The sequence below is a fragment of the Sphingobacterium sp. N143 genome (assembly GCF_030325625.1).
In the GTDB taxonomy this organism is placed as follows: domain Bacteria; phylum Bacteroidota; class Bacteroidia; order Sphingobacteriales; family Sphingobacteriaceae; genus Sphingobacterium.
Genome location: NZ_JACAIS010000014.1, coordinates 44,671 through 68,701, shown reverse-complemented (window position 1 = coordinate 68,701; position 24,031 = coordinate 44,671). Strand labels below are relative to the sequence as shown.

Below are 24,031 nucleotides of genomic sequence, written 5' to 3'. Positions count from 1 at the left end.
AGGTCGGTGCCTTTTTTTACACGGAAGCCCTTGCTGGAAACAGTCAAGGGCTTCTTGCGTTTGGATAGTTTTGATGCTTCGTGCGGGGCAGTGCCAGTGGAGCATCAGCTTTGTAGTATGCCTTCTATCCGCATGAATGTGCCTTCCCGGCAGTGTAATGATTTTTACACTGTTGTTTGCTGCTATGAAGACCGTATCATTTGGGTAGCGAATAGATCGGGGACAACAAGGCAGGATGATTGGAACAGATCAATCCTAAAAGTTGATGAAAACAAGGGATGAGGTTAAGGTAGGAGGTCAGTTTGACCTGAACGTATTGGTCTTCTAAAAGGCTCTCAGGAATTAATTGGAGAGCCCTTCATGGGGTAAACACGAAGGGCTCCTGATCCATTTTGACTAGCTAATCTTCTTCTGTGTAAAAATCGACTAAAGAAGAAATATAGGGATCTTCCCAGCCTTCTGAGATGTTTTCGAAATCTTCATCAGGTATATTGGTCTGTCTTATCTCCAAAGATGTTCCTTTCTTATGTTCATGGAGTTTTAACGTTACAATAGAGGGAGCGTTAGTATCTCCGAAATACCATTCTTGTACAATTTTGGTTGGTGCTTCGAGTTCCAAGAACCGACCTGTAATAGCTCCATCCCAAAGGGAAAATTCGCCATTTACAACTGGGTCAATTGATACGAGATCTCCTGTCCAGAGACGAGCAGTAATTTCAGTGGTGAGGGCGAGATATAATTCTTCTGGAGTCGCCGGAATAATTGCATATTTCTTGAAATCTTTCATAAGACAAATTTACTCTTTCTCGTAATTTACAGCTTATTTTGACGCCATTTTTATTTATGTTATTTTTAGCACAAACTATCAATATATCATGAGTAACTTTCTGCCAAATTCGTTAGTCAAAAAGTTGGGTGTGAATCCATCATTTGATACAGACGCATTTATCAATATACATGAAGAAGGAATCCGGGCGACGGCTATAAGGCTGAATCCAAATAAGCTGAAGGAATGCCCATTCCCAAGTACAGGTACAGTTCCATGGTGCAGTCAGGCTTTTTATCTTAAGGAACGTCCTGTATTTACCCTTGACCCCTTATTCCATGCTGGCGCATATTATCCGCAAGATGCATCGTCTATGTTTATTGATCATGTTATTTCTTCTTTGCAGATAAATCAAGAACCTATTCGGGCCTTGGATTTATGTGCTGCTCCCGGAGGTAAATCTACCTTGTTAAATAGTAGTTTGCATCCGGAGAGCCTGTTGGTTGCGAATGAAATTATCAAAACTCGTGTTACAATTTTACAGGATAATCTGACGAAATGGGGAAATGCAAATACCGTTGTGACAAATAATGATCCTTCGGCATTTAACCGTTTAGCAGGGTACTTTGATCTGATGGTAGTCGATGCGCCATGTTCCGGATCAGGGATGTTTAGAAAGGATGTGGATGCTATCGATGAATGGTCCGAAGCCAATGTAAAACTATGCAGTGAAAGGCAACAACGTATCCTGGTGGAAAGCCTTGCGGCTTTAAGAACAGGAGGGTATTTGCTTTACTCAACTTGCTCTTATTCAGAAGAGGAAAATGAGGATATTGTGGATTGGTTAATGGATTCAGGTGATTTTGAATCTATCGACATAGCAGTTGATGGTAATTGGGGGATTGAGCATACTAGTTCTGAAAAGCATAAAGCACATGGTTACCGTTTCTACCCGCACAAACTCGGTGGTGAGGGTTTTTTTATTGCCGTACTGAAAAAAATAGGCGAACAGGCTACATTTAGCCGAAAGAAAATGAAGATGGAGAAATCGGATATTCCGAAAGGGATTCTTGATAGTTGGATCGCTGACCATGATGGATTTCATACTTTTATTCATCATGATGATGTATATATTTTCCCTAAAATATATGATATCGATCTTAAGTATCTTCAAAATGTACTCTACCTTAAAAATGCGGGCACTAATGTTGGTAAACTTAACCGAAAGGACCTGATACCGAGCCATGCCCTAGCATTAAGTAACCACCTTGCTGCAGGCTTTCAAAGTGTTGATTTGCCTCTTGCTGAGGCCCAGAATTACCTGAGAAAAGATAATTTAGCAGCAACAGATCTTCCTGGGGATCTTAGTGGCTGGACGATTGCAAGATATGATGGCCAAGCATTAGGCTGGATGAAGGTTCTGCCAAATAGAATAAATAACTATTATCCAAAAGAACTGCGGATCATGAATTTATAGTCCAAAAAGATTTTTATGGTAAATGACGCGTAGAATTAGGTCTTAATGGGAAGAGTGCTGCTGCACAATGATTGAGCAGATATCTTTTGCAACATCGTCTTTTGATTTAAGGGTAAATTCGTTGATATTGCCTTCTCGATTGATTATTGTTACCTTATTTGTGTCCGTGGCAAAACCTGCACCCTTGTCTTGCATCGAATTGAGGACAATGAAATCAAGGTTTTTTCGGATCAGTTTATCTTTAGCATTTTCGAGTTCATTGTTGGTTTCTAAAGCGAAACCAATGAGCAATTGATCTGCTCTCTTTTTCGCGCCCAAAGTTGCGAGAATATCAGTGGTTTTCTTTAATGAAATGGAAAACTCGGCTTCTTTCTTTTTTATTTTTTGTGTGGCTACCTCGGCAGGGGTATAATCTGCAACTGCTGCGCTCATGACAATAATTGAAGACCTGTCAAAATATTCTTCACAGGCTTGTAGCATTTCTGCTGCGGAAGTAACCCGAACCAACTCAACCTGGGCGGGGGGCTGAAGCGCACTTGGACCTGAGACCAGCGTTACATCTGCACCAAGTTCTTTTAGCTGTTTGGCAATAGCATATCCCATTTTCCCGCTGGAATGGTTTCCAATAAAACGGACTGGATCGATGGCTTCATGTGTTGGGCCTGCTGAGACGAGCGCCTTTTTACCGTATAATGGGAGCTCCGCATCGGAGTAATGGGCTAAAAAATCCATGATTTCGTCAGGCTCAGCCAGGCGTCCTTCTCCAATAAGACCGCTTGCCAGCTCTCCTTTCTCTGGTGGGATCATCATATTCCCATAGGAGCGCAGACGATCTACATTTGATTGTGTGGAAGGGTGCTTCCACATATCTAAATCCATTGCTGGAGCGAAGAATACGGGGCATTTTGCCGACAGATATACGGCCATTAAGAGGTTGTCACATAAGCCAGCAGCCATTTTTGCAATGGTATTTGCTGTTGCTGGAGCGATAAGTATATAATCTGCATTGAGCGCAATTTCTACATGGTTATTCCATTCACCGGTATTTTCCTGATAATAATCTACTAAAACAGGATTTTTGGAAAGGGTAGAAAGCGTCAGTGGCGTGATAAAAGCTGTTGCTTCTTCAGACATAATGACTTTAATGTGGGCACCTGCTTTGACCAGCAGACGAATTAGGACTGCAATTTTGTATGCGGCAATACTACCGCATACAGCAATTACAATATTTTTTCCCGTTAAAGCCATTGTGGAATGGGGGACTAGTCTTGTTCTTTCGAAGGGTTTCTGTAATACACCTTATCGTGCAGGAACTCATCGATCGCCACCAAAGTAGGTTTTGGCATACGCTCGTAGTGTTTAGAGATCTCTATCTGCTCACGGTTTTCGAATACCTCTTCCAAGTTATCATTATTGCTTGCAAATTCAGCAAGTTTTCCATTCAACTCTTCCTTAACGTCCACTGCAATTTGATTCGCACGTTTGGAAATAACTACAATAGATTCATAGATATTGTCAGTTCCTTTGTCCAATTGTCTTAAGTCACGTGTAACTGTAGAGCTTGGAATTGAATTGTTATTTTTTTGACTCATCTTTTTGGGTATTTTCTTTTTCTTTTTTCGCCTTTTGTTCTTTTATATAAGCCTCTTGTTCTGCAAGAGCTTTGTGATATTCTTTGAGCTGTGAAGCAGCCGTTTTAATTCCCTTTTCAGAATTTTCACGAATAGATTCTGCCTCTTTGATATGCTTACTATCTGGAAAATTACTGGCAAAGTTCCGGTAATAATCCAGTGCTTCATCGTATCTGCTTTCTTGCTTGGTTACAACACTTTTAGATGCAAAAATGTATTGGGCCTTTAATGTCAAGAATTCAATTTCTTCGGCATATTTTGTGTCCGGATATTCCTTTAACACATTTTGTAATGCAATTACCGCGGCCCTGTAATCATCATTTAACCCCATATCATAATAAAGCCTTGCATTGGCAAATGCCTTAAGTTCAAGCTTATCTCTTAACTTTTGAATGAGGTCTGAAGCTTCTTTCGAGCGTTCAGATTCAGGATATAGATTGACAAAAAGTTGTAATGCATCAATTGCTTTCCTTGTGTTTGCCTGGTCCAAGGTTGACCTTGGTGAATCCAAATAGTAACAATAGGCATGCATAAAGCGACACTCTTCTGCTCTGGGGCTATTGGGATAGACATCCGCAAAATCTTTAAAGTGATATGCCGCAGATGTATAGTCTTTCAGACGATAATTGGCAAAAGCCAAATAGTAGTAAATATTTTCCGCTTCAGCCTGCCCACGGAATTTTGTCCGCAAGTCATCGAATAAAACTAATGCCTTTGTATATTTCTTTTTCTCATAAAGTTTTACCGCCTCTTCATATTTTTGAGCAATATTATTGCTTGCGCGCAATTTCTCAAATCTACTTTTACAACCAGTAAATACCAATAGAAACATCATGCCGGCACAGATAGCCGCTATACGCCTATTTAAAAACATTTTACAAAGATAAGTGAATTTGTTATACTAATCAATTAAATTTTACTGTGCAATATAGTTTAATAATTATTTGATCCCAAGAACTGCATTTCTTATTAACATTCTTTAACTCGCTCGGACAGACCCTAGCATACGATTGTCATGGACTTGTTGTTTTTCGGACTGGTAGAGACCGGAAAAATAGACATTTTAAAATATTTGATTATCTTTACATGTACAATCATTGAATTTAATAAAAAGTATGACCTTAAAAGAAAAAGTGGAGCAAGCATTGGATACCTTGAGACCTTATTTGGAGACTGATGGCGGAAATGTGAGTGTTGAAGAGATTACTGCAGATAATGTCGTGCGTTTAAAGTTATTGGGAGCCTGTGCTTCTTGTTCAATGAGCATTATGACTTTTAAGGCAGGTCTGGAGCAGGCAATTAAGAAGGCTGTTCCTGAAATTACTGCTGTAGAAGCAATGAATCTTACCGACCCTGATTCACCTGATGCAACATTACCACCTGCCAATTAGTTTATCTATTAACACAATTTAACGGCTAACTCGGCTGCTTTTGTGTAAATTTGTTCTATGAAGTTGCTGATCCCTATAGTATACGTTATATGTGTTTTCTTTAGTTCTTCTGCATTAATGGCACAGGAAAAAAAGATTATCCAATATTCGGGTGTAGTAACGACCGTAGGATCGGGGCTCCCTGTTGGTTATGCAACTGCAACGAACCTATCCTTTCGAAATGAGGCTGTCGCAGCCAATAATGAAGGTTATTTTTCTTTTGTAGCCCATGTCGGTGATACCATCCGCTTCTCATCTGTAGGCTTTGACCCTTTAATTGTCACGGTTCCTGATGTCCCGGGAGATAAGTTTACAGCAAGTATTGTGATGCAAAATCTTGTCACTGAACTTCCAATGGTTACTCCTTACCCGTGGGCAAGTATTGAGGAATTCAATATTGCATTTATGAACCTGGATGTATCCGAAGATCATATTGTCAGAGCAAGGAAATCATTATCCTACGAATCTTTATCTGCCATGGCCGCAGTAGTGCCCCGTGATGGTAATGAGATGCGTTCGATCAATAATAGTCAAAGCTTTAATACAATGAACAATAAGGTCATAAACCAACGATATGCAAACCCTCTTTTGAATCCCTTTGCTTGGGGAAGTCTAATTCAGCAGATCACAAAAGGGAATCAAAGCCGGTCTAAAAGCCCCCGTTATTAATCCGTTGTTTTGAGCTTATTTAATTCCTTCACACTAGCCTTAGCCGAGAAATAGGAAACCAACCCAGAAATGCTGGTGACAGTGATAAATACAAGTATGTAATCGGTCCATCGGCTGACCATGGGATAGCTGTCCAGAATGGCATTGGCACCATCTTCCACACGAATGATACCATAGGTGGACTGTATATAATTAAATCCAGCTCCTATGCATAAACCCAATATACAGCCGCCAACTGAAATCATTAGACCCTCATAGAAGAAAATGCGTTGGATCAAGCTATTGTCTCCCCCCAGGCTCTTTAAAATTGTCATGTCTTTTTGTTTGTCCAGAACGAGCATCGTGAGTGAGCCCACAATGTTAAAAATAGCAATGATACTGATCAAGGTCAGAATAAAAAAAACAACCCACCGCTCTACTCGGACATTTTTATATAAGGTTGGATTTTGCTCCTCGCGATTCTTTACAAGATAATCTTCCCCTAGTTTTTTCTGAAGTGCCTTTTCAAACAAATTGATATCGGTATGCTCTTTAAGATAAAATTCAATCGATGAAACTCTATCGTACTCACCAAGGACCTCCCGGGCAAATGATATAGGGGTAATAATTAAATTATCGAAATCTTGTTGGTACCTCAGGACACCACTGGGCTTGATGGACCTGATATTGAATTCTTCGGCAGGATTAGAAGTGCTTTTTACCCCTTTTCTTGGAGAATATACCTGGATCTGTTCGGATCCGTTTTGCATGGCGATGGCCAGATTGGCCTGCACACTGGCTCCCAGTACTGCCAAAGCCGTCGAATCCCGTGTAAGCTGGTATGCCCCATCAACAATGATGCTGTCAGCAGTAGCTTTATTGAGGGCGTCTGGCTCAACACCTTTAATGCTTGCAATATATTGTTTGTTGGCATATTGTAAGAGCACTTTCTCTTGCAAAACTTCGGAATAATGGACGACACGGGGATCCTTCCTCAGTTCCTCAAATACTGGATCCTTGGTGGCGAAAAGTTTCCCTTTTTTAGGCTCGATTTTTAATTCAGGAGCAAATTTACTGTACATGGATAAAATAAGCTCTTCCATGCCATTGAACGAGGATAGCAAAATAATCAGTGCCGCGCTACTCACCATTACCCCAATGACACTAATAGAGGATATGATATTAATCGCATTGACTGATTTCCTTGAAAAAAGATATCTTTTAGCAAATAAAAAAGGTAAATTCATAGCTTATCCCTGAATAAATGGGTTGGAATTTTTTTCAAAGCCTATTGTTGTTGAAGGACCATGGCCAGGATAGACAATGGTATCATCAGGTAGGGTATAAAGCCGCTTCTTAATGCTATCCAAAAGCTGTTGGTGATTTCCTCCTGGAAGATCGGTCCTGCCGATACTGTTACGGAATAAGACGTCCCCACCAATCAGAAATTTTTGTGCCCGGGAATAAAAACAGATATGTGCTGGGGAATGTCCAGGTGCTAGTATGACCTCCAGCTCATCCTGATCCAAGGTGATCTTATCCCCATCATTCAGAAATGTTTCCCCAATGGGAGAGGTATCATAGCGGAAACCCATTTGCGGGGCATAGTTTTGCACGGCAATTAAAATGGGAAGTTCCCCCTCATGAAACTGAGGAAGGAGCGCAAATTGTTCATGAATAAAATGGTTGCCGAGCACGTGGTCAATATGACAATGTGTATTCAATAGCAAGTTGGGCCTTAACTGATTATTTTCGATAAATGTCAAAAATTCATGCTGTTCTTTATCCCCGTACATGCCGGGGTCAATAATAAGGGCATTTCCCTCCTCATTATATAATAAGTAAGTATTTTCCTGATAGGGATTGAAGGTGAATGTTCTTATGGTAAGCATAATGCAAAATTAGTGTTTTTATTGATAGCCAAAGATTAGCTGTTCCAAATTTCCCAGTTCTTCTCTGCTTGAAGAAGCAACATATCATATCCATTTTTAATCCGCGCACCCTTTTCCTTTCCTTTTCTCAGGAAAGCCGTTTCTTCTGGGTTATAGATTAGATCATAGCACAAGTGGGTTTCATTGATATATTCATAAGGGATTTGGGGTGAGTCTGCTACATTTGGAAATGTCCCCACCGGTGAGCAGTTGATGATTAATGTATACTCAGATAGAACCGATGCGTCAAGTTCTGAATAAGTAAAGTTGTCAGGCTGTTTCGTTCTACTGACGAGTTTATGGGTGATGTTCAACTGATTCAGGGCATAAATCACAGCTTTTGCGGCACCACCATTTCCTAAGACTAAAGCCTTTTTATCATTCGAATTTAGGAGAGGTCGTAATGAGGCCTCAAACCCGTAGGCATCGGTATTATATCCTTTTAAATAGGTTGAGCCATCTGTCCGGTGCATAATACGTATACAGTTCACAGCTTGGATTGCTTCAGCTTCCTTGGATAGCTCGTCCACATAGGCCAGTACCTCAATTTTATATGGGATAGTGACATTTACCCCGTAGAAATCCTTGTCCGAAAGGATGGAGGTAAAATCTGCTATTTTTTCAATTGGATATAGGTCATAATCTACATGTTGTATATTTTCTCTTTCAAATTTTTCTAGATAGTATTTCTTGGAGAAGGAATGACCTAAAGGAAATCCTATGAGACCTAACTTTTTCATTCAGATGATATAATACTTTTGGGATTAGCTCGATAACGTTTTGTCGGTATTTAGCCTATCCATAGCTTTTTTCGAAAGCTTATAGACAGGCTATTTTATTTGTTTTAATCTTTGGGTTTGGTATACTTTTTTACAATCTCCGTGATGATCTGGTTGCCCTGCAATTGAGGAAGATAATCAAAAAGAATATAATGTTTTTCGGGATTTGTGGCTAGGCCAAGCTCCAGAAAGTTTAACGCTTCATTGTATTGACCATTGGCAAATAAATAGGCGACTACCCGATAGTATAATTCAGCAGCTTCAGGGTTTTGTGTGATGGCATCTGACATAATGTTAATTGCTTCATCTATCTTGCTTTGCTCAAACAGGATGGACGAATAATCCAGCCAGGCATCAATATCGGTCGGATTTAATGCCACTACTTTTTTATACGCTTCTTCAGCCTGATCAATTTGTTGTAATTTATAACGGGCATCAGCAATTGCAAACCAGTAGTCGGGATTGGTATCTTCGAGCTCTAGGGCCTTTTTGTAGAAGTGGAGAGATTCAAAATAACGTTCTTCAAAATCAAGTGTCACACCTATACCGAACCATGCATCCGCAAGCTCTGCATCCAGCTTCACCGCTTTTTTATAATAGTTCCGCGCTTCCTCCATCTGCTCAAGTTTCTCATAGCATTCACCAATGGCACAGTAGGTGTCGGCACTGGGTTGCTCATATTCAAAGGTCTGCTTGTAGACTTCCAAGGCCTCTTGGTAACGATCTAAATTGACCAGCGCATTCCCCTTATTGAAATAAGCTGATGAAAAGTCTTCTTTGATTAATATGGCATAATCATAGGCATCCAATGCTTCCTCGAACTTGCCAATTTTATGATAAGAATTACCCAGATTATACCAGGCATAGTATGAATAGGGGTCTGAATCTATATACTTCTTATAAAAGGAGATGCTTTCTTCCTGCCTATCAAGGATATCATAGCAATAGGCTAGCTCATAAAGAGCTTCCTGATAGTCCATATTGAGCTCTAGTGCTTTTTTTAGGTAGATGATCGCCTTATCGTAGTTCATCTGCGCTTGAAAGATCATGGCGATGTGAAAATAAACCTCGTCTTTATTGTCCAATAAGGGAAGCGCATGGAATAGCTGCTCTAAGGCCTGGTCAAATTGTCCTATACTGCCGAGAATTCCACCTCTGATCAGGAAAATATCGCCTTCTGAAGGTTCAAGCAGCTCCGCTTTGTCTAAGGCTGCCAGGGCATTTTGATATTGCTGTATTGTTGAAAACAATTGTGCCTGCTTTAATAAAAATGTAATATCAAAAGGATGTTGGCTAATGGCAAATTCTGTTACCTGCAATGCTTTTACAGGGTCGTTTTTTTCAGCATAGTAATCAATTATTCCTTCAAAAGCCTTGGAATCAAAAAAATACTGATCCTCGTTTCGAAGCATTTCCTCATATCTGTCCACCGAGATTTTTCTTTCCTCGGGGTTTTCAAATTCAAAATCCTCTTCCATTCTCAATAGTTTAAAAACCAGTATTCTGTTCCTTAAATCAAAATACTAATTTCTTATCTAATTTGTCTGATTAAATTTTCCACAAATTCGATATCGTCCACAAAGTTAAGGATAAATACCTTTAAAATAAAAAAGCCGGCTCTAGAGCCGGCTTTCAATATAATAGTATAAATTATATACGATTATTTTTTGATCTCAACACGACGGTTTTGGATACGACCTTCTTCAGTTGCATTAGATGCTACTGGGTTAGCTTCTCCGTAACCGTTAGCAGTGATGCTAGATGCAGAAACACCAGCGTTTACTAAGTATTGTTTTACAGAGTTAGCACGGTCTTTAGATAAAGTCATGTTGTAAGCTTCAGAACCTTCTTCAGAAGCATAACCATCTAAAGTTACAGTAGAGTTGTTATCACGTACTTCTTTAGCCAATTTGTCCAAAGTTGAGTAAGATGAAGTTTTCAATACTGAGCTATCGAATTCGAATTGAATTGGAGCGTAGTAACCGTTAGCGTTGTTATCTAAAACTTGTGGCTCTGGGAATTTGATTGGACATCCTGAACCATCTACTGGAGTACCAGCTGGAGTGTCAGGACATTTATCGAATTTATCAGATACACCGTCACCATCAGCATCAGCGCTTAATGTGTTAACAGTACCTTCCAAAGTGCTTACACGTTGTTTTAACGCTTCAACTTCGTTTCTCAATGAAGGATCTTTCAACTCATCGTACATTGTAGCAACTGGGTTAGCAAAAGTCAAGTTTTGTTTGTCTTTTGAACCTAGAGTAAACTCTAAACCAGCCATAACTTGAGAGAATTTACCTTTGTAAGAAGATTGACGAGCTGGACCGTAGATTTGGTCATCAGCAAAGTTCATTGTGTAACCTAAGTTCAATGCTACTACTTCAGATAATTTGAATTTAGCACCAACACCTACAGGAACGAATGCTGTCAATTTGTTGTCACGGCCTTCATCGTTTTTATCACGGTCACCGATGATGCCTTCACCCCATTTACCTGAGTTATCATAAACAACTGTTCCTGAGAAATCGTTGTTTGAATATTGAACAGGGTTGTAAGCCATTGCTCCTAAACCGACTTTAGCGTAGAAGTTAACTGCATTTTCTCTTCTCAAGAAATCGATAGTACCCAATTGGAATACACCGTTCAAGCTAGCAGCCCAGTTTACTTTAGTTTCTACTGAACGAGCGCCTCTTGAGTTTTCGATAGCAGGACCTGATAAATCGTGGTTGTAAGTTTTGATCTTACCACGGTTTGCTTCAACTTCTAAACCGAAAAGGTGAGAGAATTGTTTACGTACTGTCAAACCATAGTATTCACCAACTTTGTTTTGGAAGTAACCTACTTTTTGACCAAAAGCGTTAGTTCCACCAAGAACGTTATTAGGTGTAGTGATACCACCTTGAACTCCGATAGACCAAGTTCTGTATTGTGATCTACCACCGAATACTTGTTGAGCTTGTGCTGTATCAGCGAAACCTAAAGCGGCAACTAATGTAGCAGCAACAGCTGTTTTTTTAATTGTAGAATAGTTCATACTCTTGTTTTTAAGGTTATTATTAATTTTAATTGTTTTCAATTTTTTATTACTTGTCTTAACATCTGGTACAGTACAATTGCCGTGCCAAAGTCTTAAAAATATGTTAAATTTTTATTTTTCCTATATGTCCACCCTAAATTAAGTATTTAATGTGAAACAACAAAACAAAAATCCGGTACGAAAGTACCAAATTTTTGTTTTGTTTCAATAGCTTTAAGAAAAAAATTAATAAATTCTTTCTAAAGTAAATAATGAACGATAACCAAGGATAGCCCACCAAGCAGTGCGGATACTGGAATTGTTAATATCCAGGCCCATAATAAACTGATGGTAACGCCCCAGCGAACGGCTGATACACGTTTGACAACACCAACGCCAATAATTGCCCCTGTAATGGTGTGCGTAGTGGAAGCTGGGATTCCAAAATGCTCCGTAATGCCTAGCGTTACTGCTCCGGCAGATTCAGCACAGACGCCTTCCAGTGGGGTTACTTTCGTAATTTTGGTTCCCATGGTTTTGACAATCTTCCAGCCACCACTCATGGTTCCAGCAGCAATTGCTGCATAACAGGTCAATGGAATCCATTCGGGCATATGTTCTGTTGTTGGTACATATCCTCCTGCGACCATGGCCACAAGAATAATACCCATTACCTTTTGGGCATCATTACCACCATGGGCAAAGCTCAGCGCTGCAGAGGAAATTAATTGCAATACCTTAAACCATTTTTCAGCAACACTGGGCCGTGAGTTTTTGGCCAAATTGATTACTATCAACGTGATAATAACAGATATGGTCAAACCAAGAATTGGGGCCAAAACGATGAAAGCAATGATCTTTAAGGTTGCATCGATGTTGATGGCATGGATCGGGTCGGCACCAAGAATGAAAGCATATGCCATCCCAGAGCCTGCAAATCCCCCAATTAACGTGTGTGAGGAACTGGATGGAACGCCATAATACCAGGTAAATAAGTTCCAGCCAATAGCCGCAAGTAAACCTGCGAAAATAACTTCTAGGGTAATGTACTCTTCTAGGACCGTTTTGGCAATGGTGTTAGCCACTTTATGGTCTGTAAAGTAAAAGTAAGCTGCAAAGTTGAATATGGCAGCCCATAATACCGCCATTGCTGGCGTTAAAACTTTTGTTGAAACAACTGTCGCGATTGAATTGGCTGCATCATGGAATCCATTGATGTAGTCAAATGCAATAGCTAGGACAATCACAACAACGAGTAATGTTGACATCATAATCTCGTAGAATTTTTATGCACTTAAATCGAATGATTATGCGTTTTTAACTAGAATGCTTTCTAATACATTCGCAACATCCTCGCATTTGTCTGTTGCGTCCTCCATTGCGGATAATACTTCCTTGTGTTTGATCAATGAAATCGCATCTTTTTCAAATTCAAAAAGATCGGCTACAGCTTTATCAAAAATATAATCAGCCTTGTTTTCTACGCTATTGATGCGGACACATGAATCTGTGATATTACGGATATTCTTTAAATCCCGAAGTTCGTGGATGGCCTTTGAAACATGTTCAGTTGCCTCGACTAATAAGTCGGCAATCTCGATCATCGGTTCAGTTGCTTTTTCTACTTTGTATAAATCCATTCTGTTGGCAGCACCATGAATGAAGTCTGCTACATCATCTAATGAACTTGCCAAGGAGTGAATATCTTCACGGTCAAATGGAGTAATGAAATTTTTTCCTAGTTCCAAATGAATCTGATGGGTGATGTTGTCGCCTTTGTGTTCCAAATCTTCCATCTTGCGCGTAAAGTCCTTCTTCTTCTCTGGATTGCTTGAGTTAACAATATCTTTCAACAACTTTGACATCTCGATCAAATTGTTACCGGCTTGTTCAAACAAAGGGAAGAATTTTTTGTCCTTTGGAACGAAGTATTGAAAAATGCTATTTAAAGACATATCTTAAATTTATTTCTGCAAAAATAATACCCTAATGTTAAGTTAATGTTAACATTGGTTTTGTTTAAACACAAAAGTGTCATCAATTGTTTAGTCGCCGGTCTGAACTTTTTGCAAAGTGAACCCAAATGTGGTTCCTATCCCTTCTGTACTGCGAACATTAACATTTTGTTGATGGGCCTCAATAATATGCTTTACGATAGCTAAACCTAGTCCTGAACCTCCGATATCTCTTGATCTACTTTTATCCGTACGGAAGAAACGCTCGAATACACGGTTGAGATTTTTTTCCTCAATACCATAACCATCATCTGTGATTTCAATCAGCACCTGTTCAAATAATGGAAAAATTTTAATTTTAGTCGTACCGCCCTCTTTTCCATATTTGAGTGAATTGTCGATGAGGTTATACAATACCTGATGAATTTTATTCCGGTCAGCTTTGACCCAGTGTGGAGTGCCGGCTTTGATTTTAAACTCAATCTTGATATTGTGCTGTTTTGCTTTGTCTTCTAACGAATAAGATGTGTCCTTTATGAGTTCGACGATATCGAATTTTTCTATATTCAGCACCATTTTCCCAGATTCTAGTTTTGATATCTCATCCAGGTCCTGGATCAAGTAATTTAATCGGTCGAGATTACGGGCGGCTTTATCCAGAAAATTCTTGGCCATGTCCATATCTTCTTCTATAAGCCCATCTTGTAATGTTTCTATATACCCTTGGGTGGCAAATAATGGGGTTTTGAATTCATGGGAAATATTGGATAGAAATTCCCGTCTAAACTTTTCTTGCGATTTTAGATGCTCAATCTCATTTTTTTTGTCTTTTGCCCAAGCTTTTACCTCGTTTTCAGCATCTGTAATAGGATCTTCACTCACATGTTCTCCGATTGCGTCTTTGAGGTCTTTGCCAAGTTTGAGGTTGTGGATCAATTTATACATCGTGTTGAGCCGGCGGTAGATGTATTTCTCAAAGAGATAATTGAAAAGCAGAAAGGTGATTATAAGGGCAACAAAAAAGATAATGACTGCGGTCTGCAAGTCATGTTTATAATAAAAGCTAATGGTTGATATGGCTATGCCCACACCTGCGGAGTTTGCCAATAATAATTGTCTAAAATTCATTTGTTGAATAAAAAAGGCCCCTAATTGGGGCCTAAGTTACTTATAATGATATTAATAAATTGTTAAAATTTACCAATGATCGTTTTAGCCCCGGTAACCTTGTCGCCAATATTAACATTAATTTCTGTTCCCAAAGGTAAGAATAAGTCGACACGGGAACCGAATTTAATAAAACCAAATTCATCACCCTGAACAACTTTGTCTTCTTCTTTTACATACCAGACAATGCGGCGGGCAAGCGCACCTGCGATTTGCCGGAAAAGAACTTCTCTTCCTGCATTGTCTTTAACCACTACTGTTGTCCTTTCGTTGTCTGTGGATGATTTGGGATGCCAGGCCACCAAGAACTTGCCCGGGTGATATTTGAAAAATGTCACAATACCGCTGATGGGGTTCCGATTGACGTGAACATTGACCGGTGACATAAAGATGGAGACCTGAATACGTTTATCATGAAAATATTCATTTTCCTCTGTTTCTTCTATTACAACAACTTTTCCGTCAGCAGGACATAAAATAGTTCCATCCTGAGGAACAACAACTTTTCTTGGGCTCCTAAAAAACTGGACCACCGTAATAAATAGAAAGGCTGAAAGGGCGTAAATAAACCATTTGACATATTGCGAAGCATCATAATAATCAGCAACAGCGTTGATGATGAAGATAATAAGTATAGCTATCGCTAACGTGGTATATCCTTCTTTATGGAATTTCATATCTATTTCTTTCTGCAAAGATAATTATTTACTCGAATTGTCGATTTGTCTTTCTATTTTAATTGAATGGGCATACGCTTTTCCATCACTGTTCTTACCTATGCTACCAGAAACTTTGATCGTATCGTCTTGAGGCTGATCGGGTTTATAGGTAGGAAAATAAAAGTCGATGTTTTTAGCAATCCGGCTTAAGATAGTGTCAAAATCCTCATTGTTGGAATCTGAAACCAATTTTAAGCTCCGAATAGTGGCCATTCCCGTTTTCTTTACTTCTACTAAATAAGTGAAATTAACCTGATTGACAAGCTCCATGCCGCTTTTATTGACCCCATCCGTAAAACGTTTGGCAAGAAAAGCATAAAAATTTGAGAAGTCATCAAAATTACACGATTTACTGGTCAGTAGATCTGCCCGGGAAAAGTAATCGTACGGCAGTATGCTTAATATCTGAAAATCTTCATTATTGAGATCCCCATTGTCATCATAGCTTGCTACTAGTTCACCATTGACAAACCGTTGGGTGAGGGCATAAATAGGCTGTTGACCAACATTATAGAAATAGGTATTCCAATTTCCCTGTGGTTTACCATTTTTTACTTTCCCTCTGCGGAGATAGAAATCATAGCCAAATTCAGTAAAACCTTCAAATGGTATGGCAAATTCGTAGTTCCCCTCGCCGTTGGAGACGTCTTGCTTTCCACGGTTGTCCCAGTAATCTTTGATGAAGTAGCCCCGTTCGTTTTCAGTGATGGTCAAGAGCGGCTTCCCATCCGGATAGTAATACTTCCATTCTCCTGAGGGACGGTTGGCTTTAAAATTTACTTCCCATTTCAGCACGCCATTTGGGTGAAAAGCCTGGAAAAGGCCTTCTTTTTTGCCGTCTTGATAGTTCCCGACGAGTATGCGGCTCCCATCGGAGGCAAAATCACGAAATTCACCTTCAAACACTTGCTTTGTGAAATCAAATTTACAGACACGTTCAATGGTTTTAAATTCACAGTCTTTTGCGGCAAGGTAATAATACTTATCAAAATAAAAGCGAATTAAACCTTGATCTAATTTTTCGTAAAAGACAGGTTTGTCTTCTTGAGCTTGTATCGTTTGAAAGCCAAGAGACGACATAAATAACAGTATATATATGAGTTTTTTAATCATCATATCGTCTTAATCTAGTGTGCTTCGAGCCAATTTTTTCCTTCTCCGATCTCAACAACCAAAGGAACAGTTGTGTTGATCGCATGTGTCATCTTGTCTAGAATAATGGTCTTGAATACTTCAATCTCTTGTTTTGGCACATCGAATACAAGCTCATCATGTACCTGCATGATCATTTTTCCTTCCAGTCCTTGCTGCTCTATTTCTTTTTGGATAGCTATCATTGCAATTTTGATTAAATCTGCAGCGGATCCCTGAATCGGCGCGTTGATCGCATTGCGTTCAGCAAATCCACGAACCGTCATATTTGCAGAATTGATATCTCTCAGATAACGTCTGCGCTTTAGAATTGTTTCAACATAACCGTTTTCTTTGGCGAATTCTATTGCATCGCTCATGTATTTTTTTATGCCTGTATACTGATTAAAATATTCGTTGATAATGTCAGAAGCTTCTTTACGGGAAATACCCAGATTTTGTGAAAGGCCAAAAGCTGATTGTCCATATATAATACCGAAGTTAACGGCTTTAGCATTACGGCGCTGCTCAGCGGTTACTCCGTCGAAATCCATGCTATATACTTTTGCTGCTGTGGCGCGGTGAATGTCATGGCCTTGACTAAAGGCCTCCATCATGTTTTGATCTTTGCTTAACTCTGCGATCAGCCTTAACTCAATTTGAGAATAATCCGCTGATAAAATGACATTGTTTTCGGAGCGTGGAATAAAGGCTTTTCTTACCTCTCGGCCCCGTTCGGTACGGATTGGAATGTTCTGCAAATTCGGGTTGGTGGAACTCAGGCGACCTGTGGCCGCGACGGCTTGATTGTACGATGTATGGATGAGGCCAGTTTCTGGATTAATCAATTCAGGCAGGGCATCCACATAGGTCGATTTTAGCTTTTGCAATTGTCTAAAGTTCAGGATGTCCTGCACGATGTCCGATTTGTTGGCCAATGCCATGAGTACGTCTTCGCCAGTTTTATATTGACCTGTTTTTGTTTTTTTCGCCTTCGGATCCAATTGTAGCTTGTCGAACAATACCTCCCCCAATTGTTTTGGTGAAGCAATGTTGAAGTTGATCCCTGCTTTTTCAAAGATGGTGGCCTCCAAGTTTCTAATATCCTCTTCTAAGGTCTTTGAGAATTCTTCAAGCGCCGGAACATCGATCTTTACCCCATTTCGTTCGATTTCGGCCAGCACATATACTAATGGAAATTCAACTTCTTGGGCTAACTGCATCGTATTCGTTTCCACCAAAAGGGGCTGAAATATATTTTTGAGCTGCAAGGTAATATCAGCGTCCTCTGCTGCATATTCTTTGATTTTTTCGAGTGCGACATCGCGCATATTGCCCTGTTTTTTACCTTTTTCTCCAATAAGCTCGGTAATTGAAACGGGGGTGTAATTGAGATAATTTTCGGCGAGCACATCCATCCCATGTCTTGTGTCGGGGTCAATGAGATAATGGGCAAGCATGGTGTCGAACAAAATTCCCTGAACTTTTACACCATATCTAGCCAACAACAGGATATCGTATTTAATATTTTGACCTATTTTTTCAATGGCAGGATTTTCCAGTACTGGTTTAAAAATATTGATCACGGCCTGCGCTTCCTCACGGCTTGCAGGCGTAGGGATATAATAGGCTTTACCAGTTTCAAAAGAAAAGGACAGTCCAACGATGTCTGCAAGATTTGCGTCCAGTCCGGTTGTTTCGGTGTCAAAGCAGAAGCTGTTCAGTGATGCTAGCTCCTGAGCAAGTTTTTCTTGTTTTTCGGTAGTATCTGCTAAGATATAGTCGTGATCTGTATTATGAATCGTATTTATTGTACCAGTATCAACAGGGATGTCCGTTATAATTTCTGTTGTCATGGTCACTGTTGTCGTTGTCTGAACCGAAAAGAGATCCATCTGTCCGTTTGTGGGGGTATTTTTTTCGAGAATGGAAAACTCCTCCCCAAAAACTCTTTTGCCTAGCGTTCTGAATTCCAGTTCAGCAAAAAGAGGCTCCAAAATATCCCTGTTTGGATCTTCAAGTTCCAGTGCTTTTTCATCGAGTTCAATAGGTACGTCCAAGAGGATGGTTGCCAGTTTTTTAGAAATCAGCCCTTGCTTCGCAAAATTCTCAACATTTTCACGCATTTTACCTTTCAGCTGGTCGGCATGGGCAATAATGCCTTCTACGGACCCATATTCTTGAACAAGTTTTTTTGCTGTTTTTTCACCAATACCTGGAATTCCAGGTATATTATCAACGGCGTCACCCCATAACCCCAAAATATCAATGACCTGGGAGACATCGGTAACTTCCCACTTCTCGAGAATTTCTTTTACACCTTGTATCTCTGCACCATTGCCCATGCGGGCGGGCTTATAGATAAAGATATTATCGGAGACAAGCTGACCGAAGTCTTTGTCGGGGGTCATACAATAGACCTCAAAATTTTGGTTTTCAGCTTTTTTTGCCAGGGTACCGATAATATCATCGGCTTCATAGCCATCCATGGTAATGATGGGAATATTAAATCCTTCGATCAGGCGATGAATATAAGGAATAGAGGTCGCAAGATCCTCAGGCATTTTTTCGCGATGTGCTTTATAAGCTTCAAATTCAATGTGTCGGGCAGTAGGGGCCGCTGTATCGAACACTACTGCTATATGAGAAGGTTGCTGATTTTTCAATACTTCCAAAAGCGTATTGGTAAATCCCATGATTGCCCCGGTATTTAGTCCCGTAGAGGTGATGCGCGGGGTTTTGCTCAATGCAAAATATGCTCTGTATATCAGAGCCATTCCATCTAAAAGAAATAGTTTTTTCACAAAATTGAATTTTAGTCTCCTTACAAAGGTAAGAAATTCATCAAACCGTAAGTTTAATAAATTTTTCCGATTTTTGCGCTATGACACATTTAATGCAACAGGATTTATGAGAGGATTGGTAACGAAGTCCACTGGTAGCTGGTATCAGGTTTTGGGTGAAGATGGCAAGAAGTATGATTGCCGGATCAAAGGTAAATTTCGTACGAAAGGAATTAAAACGACCAATCCTGTTGCCGTGGGGGACTGGGTGCATTTTGATCTGGAGCCGGATCAAGAAAGTGCTGTCATTCGTGAGCTTGAGCCCCGTCGGAATTATATTATCCGAAAATCGGTGAATCTTTCCAAGCAGACTCAAATTATTGGAGCCAACTTGGATCAAGCTTTTTTAGTGGTCACGTTGGCTTCTCCGCCAACCTCCTTAGGATTTATAGACCGTTTTTTAGTGACAACCGAAGCTTATGGAATACCGGCTGTCCTTATCTTTAATAAGCTGGATCTTTTTAGTGATGCAGGATTGGAGATACTCGCCGACTATAAGGCAATTTATGAACGGATAGGTTACCCTTGCTTTGAAGTTTCGGCTTTGACAGGAACGAATATTAATGTTATAAAAGATTTACTTCACGATAAAATTACCCTGGTTTCAGGACATTCTGGCGTGGGAAAGTCTACATTGATCAATGCTATTGTACCAGAATATGGATTAAAAACGGGTGAAATTTCGGATTGGTCCGACAAGGGAAAGCATACAACCACATTTGCCGAAATGTTTGACTTACCATTTGGGGGAAAACTGATTGATACCCCTGGTATCCGGGAGCTTGGGATTGTGGATATAGAAAAGCAGGAGTTATCCCATTTTTTCCCCGAAATGCGGGCGCTGATGAACCAGTGCCGGTTTAATAACTGCCGACATATCAATGAACCGGGATGTGTCATTATGGAAGCCGTAGAGGAGGGGCAAATTGAACGTTCACGTTATGAAAGCTATCTCAGCATATACCATAACGAAGATAGCCGGGCATAAACAACAGGGATCCATCCGAATTCTGGCGGATTCCTGTTGTTATAAAGCACAATACACTAGTGCATAACTGCTGTTGAATTGATAAAATCCCGTAGATAAGTACACTCCCTGGAGGCAATCCTGAAAAACGGCGTATCTTTATAGTGAGCATTTAATTCCTCAAAATACTTATTCTGCATGGAGAAACGGTAAAAAGGATCTTTTAATGGAGAATCGTAGTATTGCCAACGTGCTTCCTTGCTGTACACAAAATCCTTTTGTTCACATTTAGCCAGCATGAAGGTACATTTTGCTTTAAACTCTTTATCAGAACTTAGTGCGCGTGCTTTGCTATACCATTCTTTCGCAGATTTTGTCCGTAAATAATTCCGTTGCCAATGGAGCGTTGATGGTGCCTGGTTGTCGGCAGATGACCATTCATAGGAAACCATTGACCAGGCATTTCCATATGTGCTTGTCTGATAGATGCCGGTAGCCATCTGGAAATATAAATCTGCTTTTTTCTGGTTATTTTTTTCAGCTTTTATGGTATTTTCCAAGTGCGCCATACGTTCCGCATACTTTAGTTTGGTCGTATACTCTTTGCCATACTTTTTAGGGTAGTCATTGATGGCGACAATAAACGGGTTGGGTTTGATGTCTTCATCCTCATTATACCAATTCTTTAGTTCTTTTATTTTATGGTTTTTAGGAAGCTGTTGTAAGGTTTTTGCAGCCTGTTGAAAATCTAATTCCCGAAGATATGTCGTCCCCAAGAGCTCAGTAAGATAATCATGATTAAAATGCTTGATGTCTTTCAGCAAAAACTTGGATAAGGTATTCTGCTGCGAATCGTCAGAAAGCAAGCTCTTGATTTTTAGCAGGCTTTTTGGCGTTAAGCTATTTTCCCAGAAATGCATGGTTGGCCATTGCATATTGTCTTCAAGAGAATCCTTCACAAAGCCATAATTAAAGAAAATATCCGCCTTAACAGCTGCTAGGCCAGCCATTGCTGTATCCTGTGTTTGGAGATAATGTTTGACGACTAGGTTTTGAAGGATATTTCTACTGATCAGGCTATAGTTGCTGTATTCAAAGGTACTGTAGCTCCAATCGTCTTTCTTGGGATTGTTTTCCTTTTCCGATTTGGCTTTCTCTTCGAGCCAGGCTAATGTTTTTACAAGCTTTGACTGATCAAGCTGTTTGTTGCTTTGCCAGTCGGCCAATTGAGTCAGTAATACAGTGATCTGGAATTGGTCTGCTAATTTAGTGTTGAGATCGGCCTGATTGACCTGCTCAAGATACTTTTTTGCCAGATCATTTTCTTTATTCATCCAGCTTAAATACGCTGCGGTAATAAGTCCTAGCTGTGGTTGAATGTATTTTTTGTCGTGATAGAGATGTAAAGCAAAATTCCGGACCGAGTCCAGATGTAGTTGAGCTGTGTTTTTATCCTTGTTCCAAGCATAATAATTATAATGTTCGCCATAGCCAATATAAAAGGATTCATTCATGTCCCCTTCTATTTTATTGACCTCTCGTCCCAGCAGTACTGCATTGACGGTATTGGCTGGATCAAGATTGTAGCAGGCATCTAGGTATTTCATGGAGCGATCACTCGTCCCGAATCCCATAATTGCATTGATGTTGAACTTATCCGCGTCATTCTTAGCATATTGAAAAATTTCGGCATCGGTTGCGGTGATGTAATGGAAATTTGAATAGGCTAAGATACGTCGCTCAGGGCTTGCTGTAAATAATTTCGAAAAGAGATAAGCGGCTTTGGCTCCATCCCCATTTTTACGTACTGCACCTGCATAATTGGACAGGGCCCAATTTAAGATGGCATCGTTACCGTTGAGTGGCTGTAAGTATTTTTCATAAACAGCAATGCTTTTGGCATATTTCTGCCCGAATAAATATAACCGGGCAGCCTGATAGGCATAGCGTACATATAAAAAGCTTTTTCTGGGAAATTTGTCGATCTGCTGTTCTGCAAGTTCGGCATAGTGCACAATCGCTTTAAAATTTCGGGTATCAGGATCCCAATAATTATGCTGGATATTCGTAATGGGCTCTTGTTTCTTTGTGAAAATAAAGTAAGCTCTTTCTGGTTCGTGCCTACCATCGATCAATGTTTGAAGGAAAGTGTTTCTTTTGACGGAATCGGGGAGATTGCTCCAGGATGATTTTTGCTGATCAGTAACCAAATTTGATGTGGCTTCATCAGTATGATACATGAATTGTTCAATATCTCTTATTTTCACCCGTTTGCCCAGATGATTTGCCCATGCTTCGCTATTGATGAGACTCTCTTTGACAGGAGCCTCTTCCGTATAAAGAAATTGATAGGGGATGTATTGAAACGCGGAGAAACCTTTATCCTCTAAATTGGGGAGATAATAGGTTGTCTGATTGTCATAAGGATCCACTTCGGGGCCACAGGCTATATTTGTTGCGATCTCTCCAAAGAAGAAAGCCATGGTGGTGCTAGAAAGCACGAATAATTTCTTGTAATTCGGCGTTGCCATGATGTGCTAGTGTCGCTTGATCTAAATGATAAAAAATAATCTGATGTTCTTTGCCTTTCAATTCCGACCTCAAAAATTTTGCCGTTTGTAAAAGATCATCTTGGGTAGCCCGTTCGTAGCGGACAATATCTCCCTTTTTAAGATTTGCTCTTGGAAGGTCTGTTGTTAAAATGTATAGATTGGTCTTCGGGTTATGGGTAAATAAAGAATCATTCGAGAGGTCCTGTTCATCAATATGTTTGGAAATACCGATATAGCGGTTGTTTCTGAAAACTACGAACCACTGAAATAAGGGGAGCGCAACAGCGACGTCCATTGGATAATTGCGCAATGTTCCATTTAAATAAAGTCTCAGATCCTGTTGGTTCAAAATAGAGTTCTGACTTCCAAATTGACGCAAATTGCCCATATTGTAACACATCAAGGTGGCCTTTTTTACTGGCGGTATGCCACTTGTTGCGGTATTCTTGATTTGGTGCAGGCGTAACGTCGAACTAACCAGTACTTCCTTTAATGCTGGGAGTTCCTGGAGGTACTTGAGCAGGTAAAAGAATTTGTCCCGTGAAGCTTTGGTCCAATCACAATCCAGTTGTAGTTCGGTAAAATCTTCTTTGCCCGCTTGTTGTATTTTTGCAGCGATAAATGGGACGATCTTATTGGCAAGTCCCCTGATCTGTAGGCTGTCCATTTCCGAGAAAATGCGCTGGTTGATAAAGACGACTGGGATCAACTGCTGCTCTTTAGGCACAGGCTGAGCAAATGTGATGGGACTTATCGGGACTGCCTGAATGCCGGAAGGGTCGAAATCAATGTCCATAATCCGTACATAAATAGATTTTGCCCCAATTTCTTGTAAAGCCTTATGTTCCAGGGTGTCTAATTGGAAGGTCGTTTTCCAGAAATAAAAGCCAGTTTCATGTTGATTTTTATGGCAGGAATTGAATAAAAGTAGCGATAACGTTACAAGAAATAAAAATAATAGTGATCTATGGCGCATATTAATCTTATTTGATCGTATTGGAAACAAAAATGAGTTT

General features: G+C 40.0%; 22 protein-coding genes. 5 read left to right on the top strand and 17 right to left on the bottom strand.

Annotation, left to right across the window (positions count from 1 at the left end; genetic code table 11):
• A partial coding sequence (locus HX021_RS21190) for a hypothetical protein (protein ID WP_286592617.1) occupies window positions 1–282 on the top strand: 282 nt, incomplete at its 5' end.
• Window positions 283–400: 118 nt separating this feature from the next.
• On the opposite strand, the gene HX021_RS21185 is transcribed toward HX021_RS21190, so the two are convergent.
• Window positions 401–787: an SRPBCC family protein gene (locus tag HX021_RS21185; RefSeq protein WP_286592616.1), complete on the bottom strand. Its 387-nt coding sequence runs from the start codon at window positions 785–787 to the stop codon at window positions 401–403.
• 88 nt (window positions 788–875) lie between these two features.
• On the opposite strand from HX021_RS21185, the gene HX021_RS21180 reads away from it, so the two are divergent.
• Window positions 876–2,243: a methyltransferase RsmF C-terminal domain-like protein gene (locus tag HX021_RS21180; RefSeq protein WP_286592615.1), complete on the top strand. Its 1,368-nt coding sequence runs from the start codon at window positions 876–878 to the stop codon at window positions 2,241–2,243.
• 42 nt (window positions 2,244–2,285) lie between these two features.
• Here HX021_RS21180 and coaBC read toward each other — a convergent pair whose 3' ends face one another.
• From coaBC to HX021_RS21165, 3 genes are read right to left on the bottom strand one after another with little or no spacing between them, the layout of a single operon-like run.
• Window positions 2,286–3,491, bottom strand: a complete 1,206-nt coding sequence (gene coaBC, locus HX021_RS21175) for a bifunctional phosphopantothenoylcysteine decarboxylase/phosphopantothenate--cysteine ligase CoaBC (protein WP_286592614.1) — start codon at window positions 3,489–3,491, stop codon at window positions 2,286–2,288.
• Window positions 3,492–3,505: 14 nt separating this feature from the next.
• Window positions 3,506–3,835, bottom strand: a complete 330-nt coding sequence (locus HX021_RS21170; RefSeq protein WP_286592613.1) for a DNA-directed RNA polymerase subunit omega — start codon at window positions 3,833–3,835, stop codon at window positions 3,506–3,508.
• Window positions 3,819–4,748, bottom strand: a complete 930-nt coding sequence (locus HX021_RS21165; RefSeq protein WP_286592612.1) for an outer membrane protein assembly factor BamD — start codon at window positions 4,746–4,748, stop codon at window positions 3,819–3,821. The genes HX021_RS21170 and HX021_RS21165 overlap by 17 nt, the downstream gene beginning before the upstream one ends.
• Window positions 4,749–4,989: 241 nt before the next feature.
• On the opposite strand from HX021_RS21165, the gene HX021_RS21160 reads away from it, so the two are divergent.
• Together HX021_RS21160 and HX021_RS21155 are read left to right on the top strand one after the other, a co-directional pair.
• Window positions 4,990–5,265: a NifU family protein gene (locus tag HX021_RS21160; protein ID WP_286592611.1), complete on the top strand. Its 276-nt coding sequence runs from the start codon at window positions 4,990–4,992 to the stop codon at window positions 5,263–5,265.
• 117 nt (window positions 5,266–5,382) lie between these two features.
• Complete coding sequence (locus HX021_RS21155) at window positions 5,383–5,973, top strand: hypothetical protein (protein ID WP_286592610.1); 591 nt, start codon at window positions 5,383–5,385, stop codon at window positions 5,971–5,973.
• Here the strand turns inward: HX021_RS21155 and HX021_RS21150 are convergent.
• The 11 genes from HX021_RS21150 to polA all read right to left on the bottom strand — a co-directional run bounded on the left by HX021_RS21150 (window position 5,970) and on the right by polA (window position 19,457).
• Complete coding sequence (locus HX021_RS21150; RefSeq protein ID WP_286592609.1) at window positions 5,970–7,199, bottom strand: FtsX-like permease family protein; 1,230 nt, start codon at window positions 7,197–7,199, stop codon at window positions 5,970–5,972. The two genes, HX021_RS21155 and HX021_RS21150, sit on opposite strands and share 4 nt — an antisense overlap.
• Before the next feature lie 3 nt (window positions 7,200–7,202).
• Complete coding sequence (locus HX021_RS21145; RefSeq protein WP_286592608.1) at window positions 7,203–7,844, bottom strand: MBL fold metallo-hydrolase; 642 nt, start codon at window positions 7,842–7,844, stop codon at window positions 7,203–7,205.
• 35 nt (window positions 7,845–7,879) lie between these two features.
• Window positions 7,880–8,623, bottom strand: a complete 744-nt coding sequence (locus tag HX021_RS21140; RefSeq protein ID WP_286592607.1) for a shikimate dehydrogenase family protein — start codon at window positions 8,621–8,623, stop codon at window positions 7,880–7,882.
• Between the two features lie 104 nt (window positions 8,624–8,727).
• Window positions 8,728–10,140 carry a tetratricopeptide repeat protein gene (locus HX021_RS21135; protein WP_286592606.1) on the bottom strand — a complete coding sequence of 471 codons (1,413 nt, stop codon included), beginning with the start codon at window positions 10,138–10,140 and terminating at the stop codon, window positions 8,728–8,730.
• A 182-nt stretch (window positions 10,141–10,322) separates the two neighbouring features.
• Window positions 10,323–11,741 carry an OmpA family protein gene (locus HX021_RS21130; protein ID WP_502959020.1) on the bottom strand — a complete coding sequence of 473 codons (1,419 nt, stop codon included), beginning with the start codon at window positions 11,739–11,741 and terminating at the stop codon, window positions 10,323–10,325.
• Between the two features lie 200 nt (window positions 11,742–11,941).
• Window positions 11,942–12,952 (bottom strand): inorganic phosphate transporter, encoded by a 1,011-nt coding sequence (locus HX021_RS21125; RefSeq protein ID WP_286592605.1) that lies wholly within the window; start codon window positions 12,950–12,952, stop codon window positions 11,942–11,944.
• A gap of 36 nt (window positions 12,953–12,988) precedes the next feature.
• Window positions 12,989–13,636 (bottom strand): DUF47 domain-containing protein, encoded by a 648-nt coding sequence (locus HX021_RS21120; protein ID WP_209582087.1) that lies wholly within the window; start codon window positions 13,634–13,636, stop codon window positions 12,989–12,991.
• A gap of 90 nt (window positions 13,637–13,726) precedes the next feature.
• Window positions 13,727–14,764, bottom strand: coding sequence for a sensor histidine kinase (locus HX021_RS21115; protein WP_286592604.1), 1,038 nt, complete (start codon window positions 14,762–14,764; stop codon window positions 13,727–13,729).
• 62 nt (window positions 14,765–14,826) lie between these two features.
• Window positions 14,827–15,480 carry a phosphatidylserine decarboxylase family protein gene (locus HX021_RS21110; RefSeq protein ID WP_286592602.1) on the bottom strand — a complete coding sequence of 218 codons (654 nt, stop codon included), beginning with the start codon at window positions 15,478–15,480 and terminating at the stop codon, window positions 14,827–14,829.
• Between the two features lie 24 nt (window positions 15,481–15,504).
• Window positions 15,505–16,638 carry a toxin-antitoxin system YwqK family antitoxin gene (locus HX021_RS21105; protein WP_286592601.1) on the bottom strand — a complete coding sequence of 378 codons (1,134 nt, stop codon included), beginning with the start codon at window positions 16,636–16,638 and terminating at the stop codon, window positions 15,505–15,507.
• An 11-nt stretch (window positions 16,639–16,649) separates the two neighbouring features.
• Window positions 16,650–19,457: a DNA polymerase I gene (polA, locus tag HX021_RS21100; protein ID WP_286592600.1), complete on the bottom strand. Its 2,808-nt coding sequence runs from the start codon at window positions 19,455–19,457 to the stop codon at window positions 16,650–16,652.
• A 106-nt stretch (window positions 19,458–19,563) separates the two neighbouring features.
• Between polA and rsgA the strand changes: the two genes are divergently transcribed.
• Window positions 19,564–20,484 carry a ribosome small subunit-dependent GTPase A gene (gene rsgA, locus HX021_RS21095; protein WP_286592598.1) on the top strand — a complete coding sequence of 307 codons (921 nt, stop codon included), beginning with the start codon at window positions 19,564–19,566 and terminating at the stop codon, window positions 20,482–20,484.
• 56 nt (window positions 20,485–20,540) lie between these two features.
• Here rsgA and HX021_RS21090 read toward each other — a convergent pair whose 3' ends face one another.
• Together HX021_RS21090 and HX021_RS21085 are read right to left on the bottom strand one after the other, a co-directional pair.
• Window positions 20,541–22,994 (bottom strand): hypothetical protein, encoded by a 2,454-nt coding sequence (locus HX021_RS21090; RefSeq protein ID WP_286592597.1) that lies wholly within the window; start codon window positions 22,992–22,994, stop codon window positions 20,541–20,543.
• Entirely contained in the window at window positions 22,954–23,991 is a 1,038-nt protein-coding gene (locus HX021_RS21085) for a hypothetical protein (protein WP_286592596.1), read from the bottom strand. The genes HX021_RS21090 and HX021_RS21085 overlap by 41 nt, the downstream gene beginning before the upstream one ends.
• Between the last annotated feature and the right edge of the window lie 40 nt (window positions 23,992–24,031).

Coding starts and splice junctions, on each gene's coding strand:
- HX021_RS21170 (WP_286592613.1), bottom strand. CDS start 3,835: ATGAGTCAAAAAAATAACAATTCAATTCCAAGCTCTACAGTTACACGT.
- HX021_RS21140 (WP_286592607.1), bottom strand. CDS start 8,623: ATGAAAAAGTTAGGTCTCATAGGATTTCCTTTAGGTCATTCCTTCTCC.
- HX021_RS21155 (WP_286592610.1), top strand. CDS start 5,383: ATGGCACAGGAAAAAAAGATTATCCAATATTCGGGTGTAGTAACGACC.
- HX021_RS21145 (WP_286592608.1), bottom strand. CDS start 7,844: ATGCTTACCATAAGAACATTCACCTTCAATCCCTATCAGGAAAATACT.
- HX021_RS21185 (WP_286592616.1), bottom strand. CDS start 787: ATGAAAGATTTCAAGAAATATGCAATTATTCCGGCGACTCCAGAAGAA.
- rsgA (WP_286592598.1), top strand. CDS start 19,564: ATGAGAGGATTGGTAACGAAGTCCACTGGTAGCTGGTATCAGGTTTTG.
- HX021_RS21150 (WP_286592609.1), bottom strand. CDS start 7,199: ATGAATTTACCTTTTTTATTTGCTAAAAGATATCTTTTTTCAAGGAAA.
- HX021_RS21110 (WP_286592602.1), bottom strand. CDS start 15,480: ATGAAATTCCATAAAGAAGGATATACCACGTTAGCGATAGCTATACTT.
- coaBC (WP_286592614.1), bottom strand. CDS start 3,491: ATGGCTTTAACGGGAAAAAATATTGTAATTGCTGTATGCGGTAGTATT.
- HX021_RS21090 (WP_286592597.1), bottom strand. CDS start 22,994: ATGGCAACGCCGAATTACAAGAAATTATTCGTGCTTTCTAGCACCACC.
- HX021_RS21120 (WP_209582087.1), bottom strand. CDS start 13,636: ATGTCTTTAAATAGCATTTTTCAATACTTCGTTCCAAAGGACAAAAAA.
- HX021_RS21125 (WP_286592605.1), bottom strand. CDS start 12,952: ATGATGTCAACATTACTCGTTGTTGTGATTGTCCTAGCTATTGCATTT.
- HX021_RS21165 (WP_286592612.1), bottom strand. CDS start 4,748: ATGTTTTTAAATAGGCGTATAGCGGCTATCTGTGCCGGCATGATGTTT.
- HX021_RS21085 (WP_286592596.1), bottom strand. CDS start 23,991: ATGCGCCATAGATCACTATTATTTTTATTTCTTGTAACGTTATCGCTA.
- HX021_RS21135 (WP_286592606.1), bottom strand. CDS start 10,140: ATGGAAGAGGATTTTGAATTTGAAAACCCCGAGGAAAGAAAAATCTCG.
- HX021_RS21160 (WP_286592611.1), top strand. CDS start 4,990: ATGACCTTAAAAGAAAAAGTGGAGCAAGCATTGGATACCTTGAGACCT.
- HX021_RS21115 (WP_286592604.1), bottom strand. CDS start 14,764: ATGAATTTTAGACAATTATTATTGGCAAACTCCGCAGGTGTGGGCATA.
- HX021_RS21105 (WP_286592601.1), bottom strand. CDS start 16,638: ATGATGATTAAAAAACTCATATATATACTGTTATTTATGTCGTCTCTT.
- HX021_RS21180 (WP_286592615.1), top strand. CDS start 876: ATGAGTAACTTTCTGCCAAATTCGTTAGTCAAAAAGTTGGGTGTGAAT.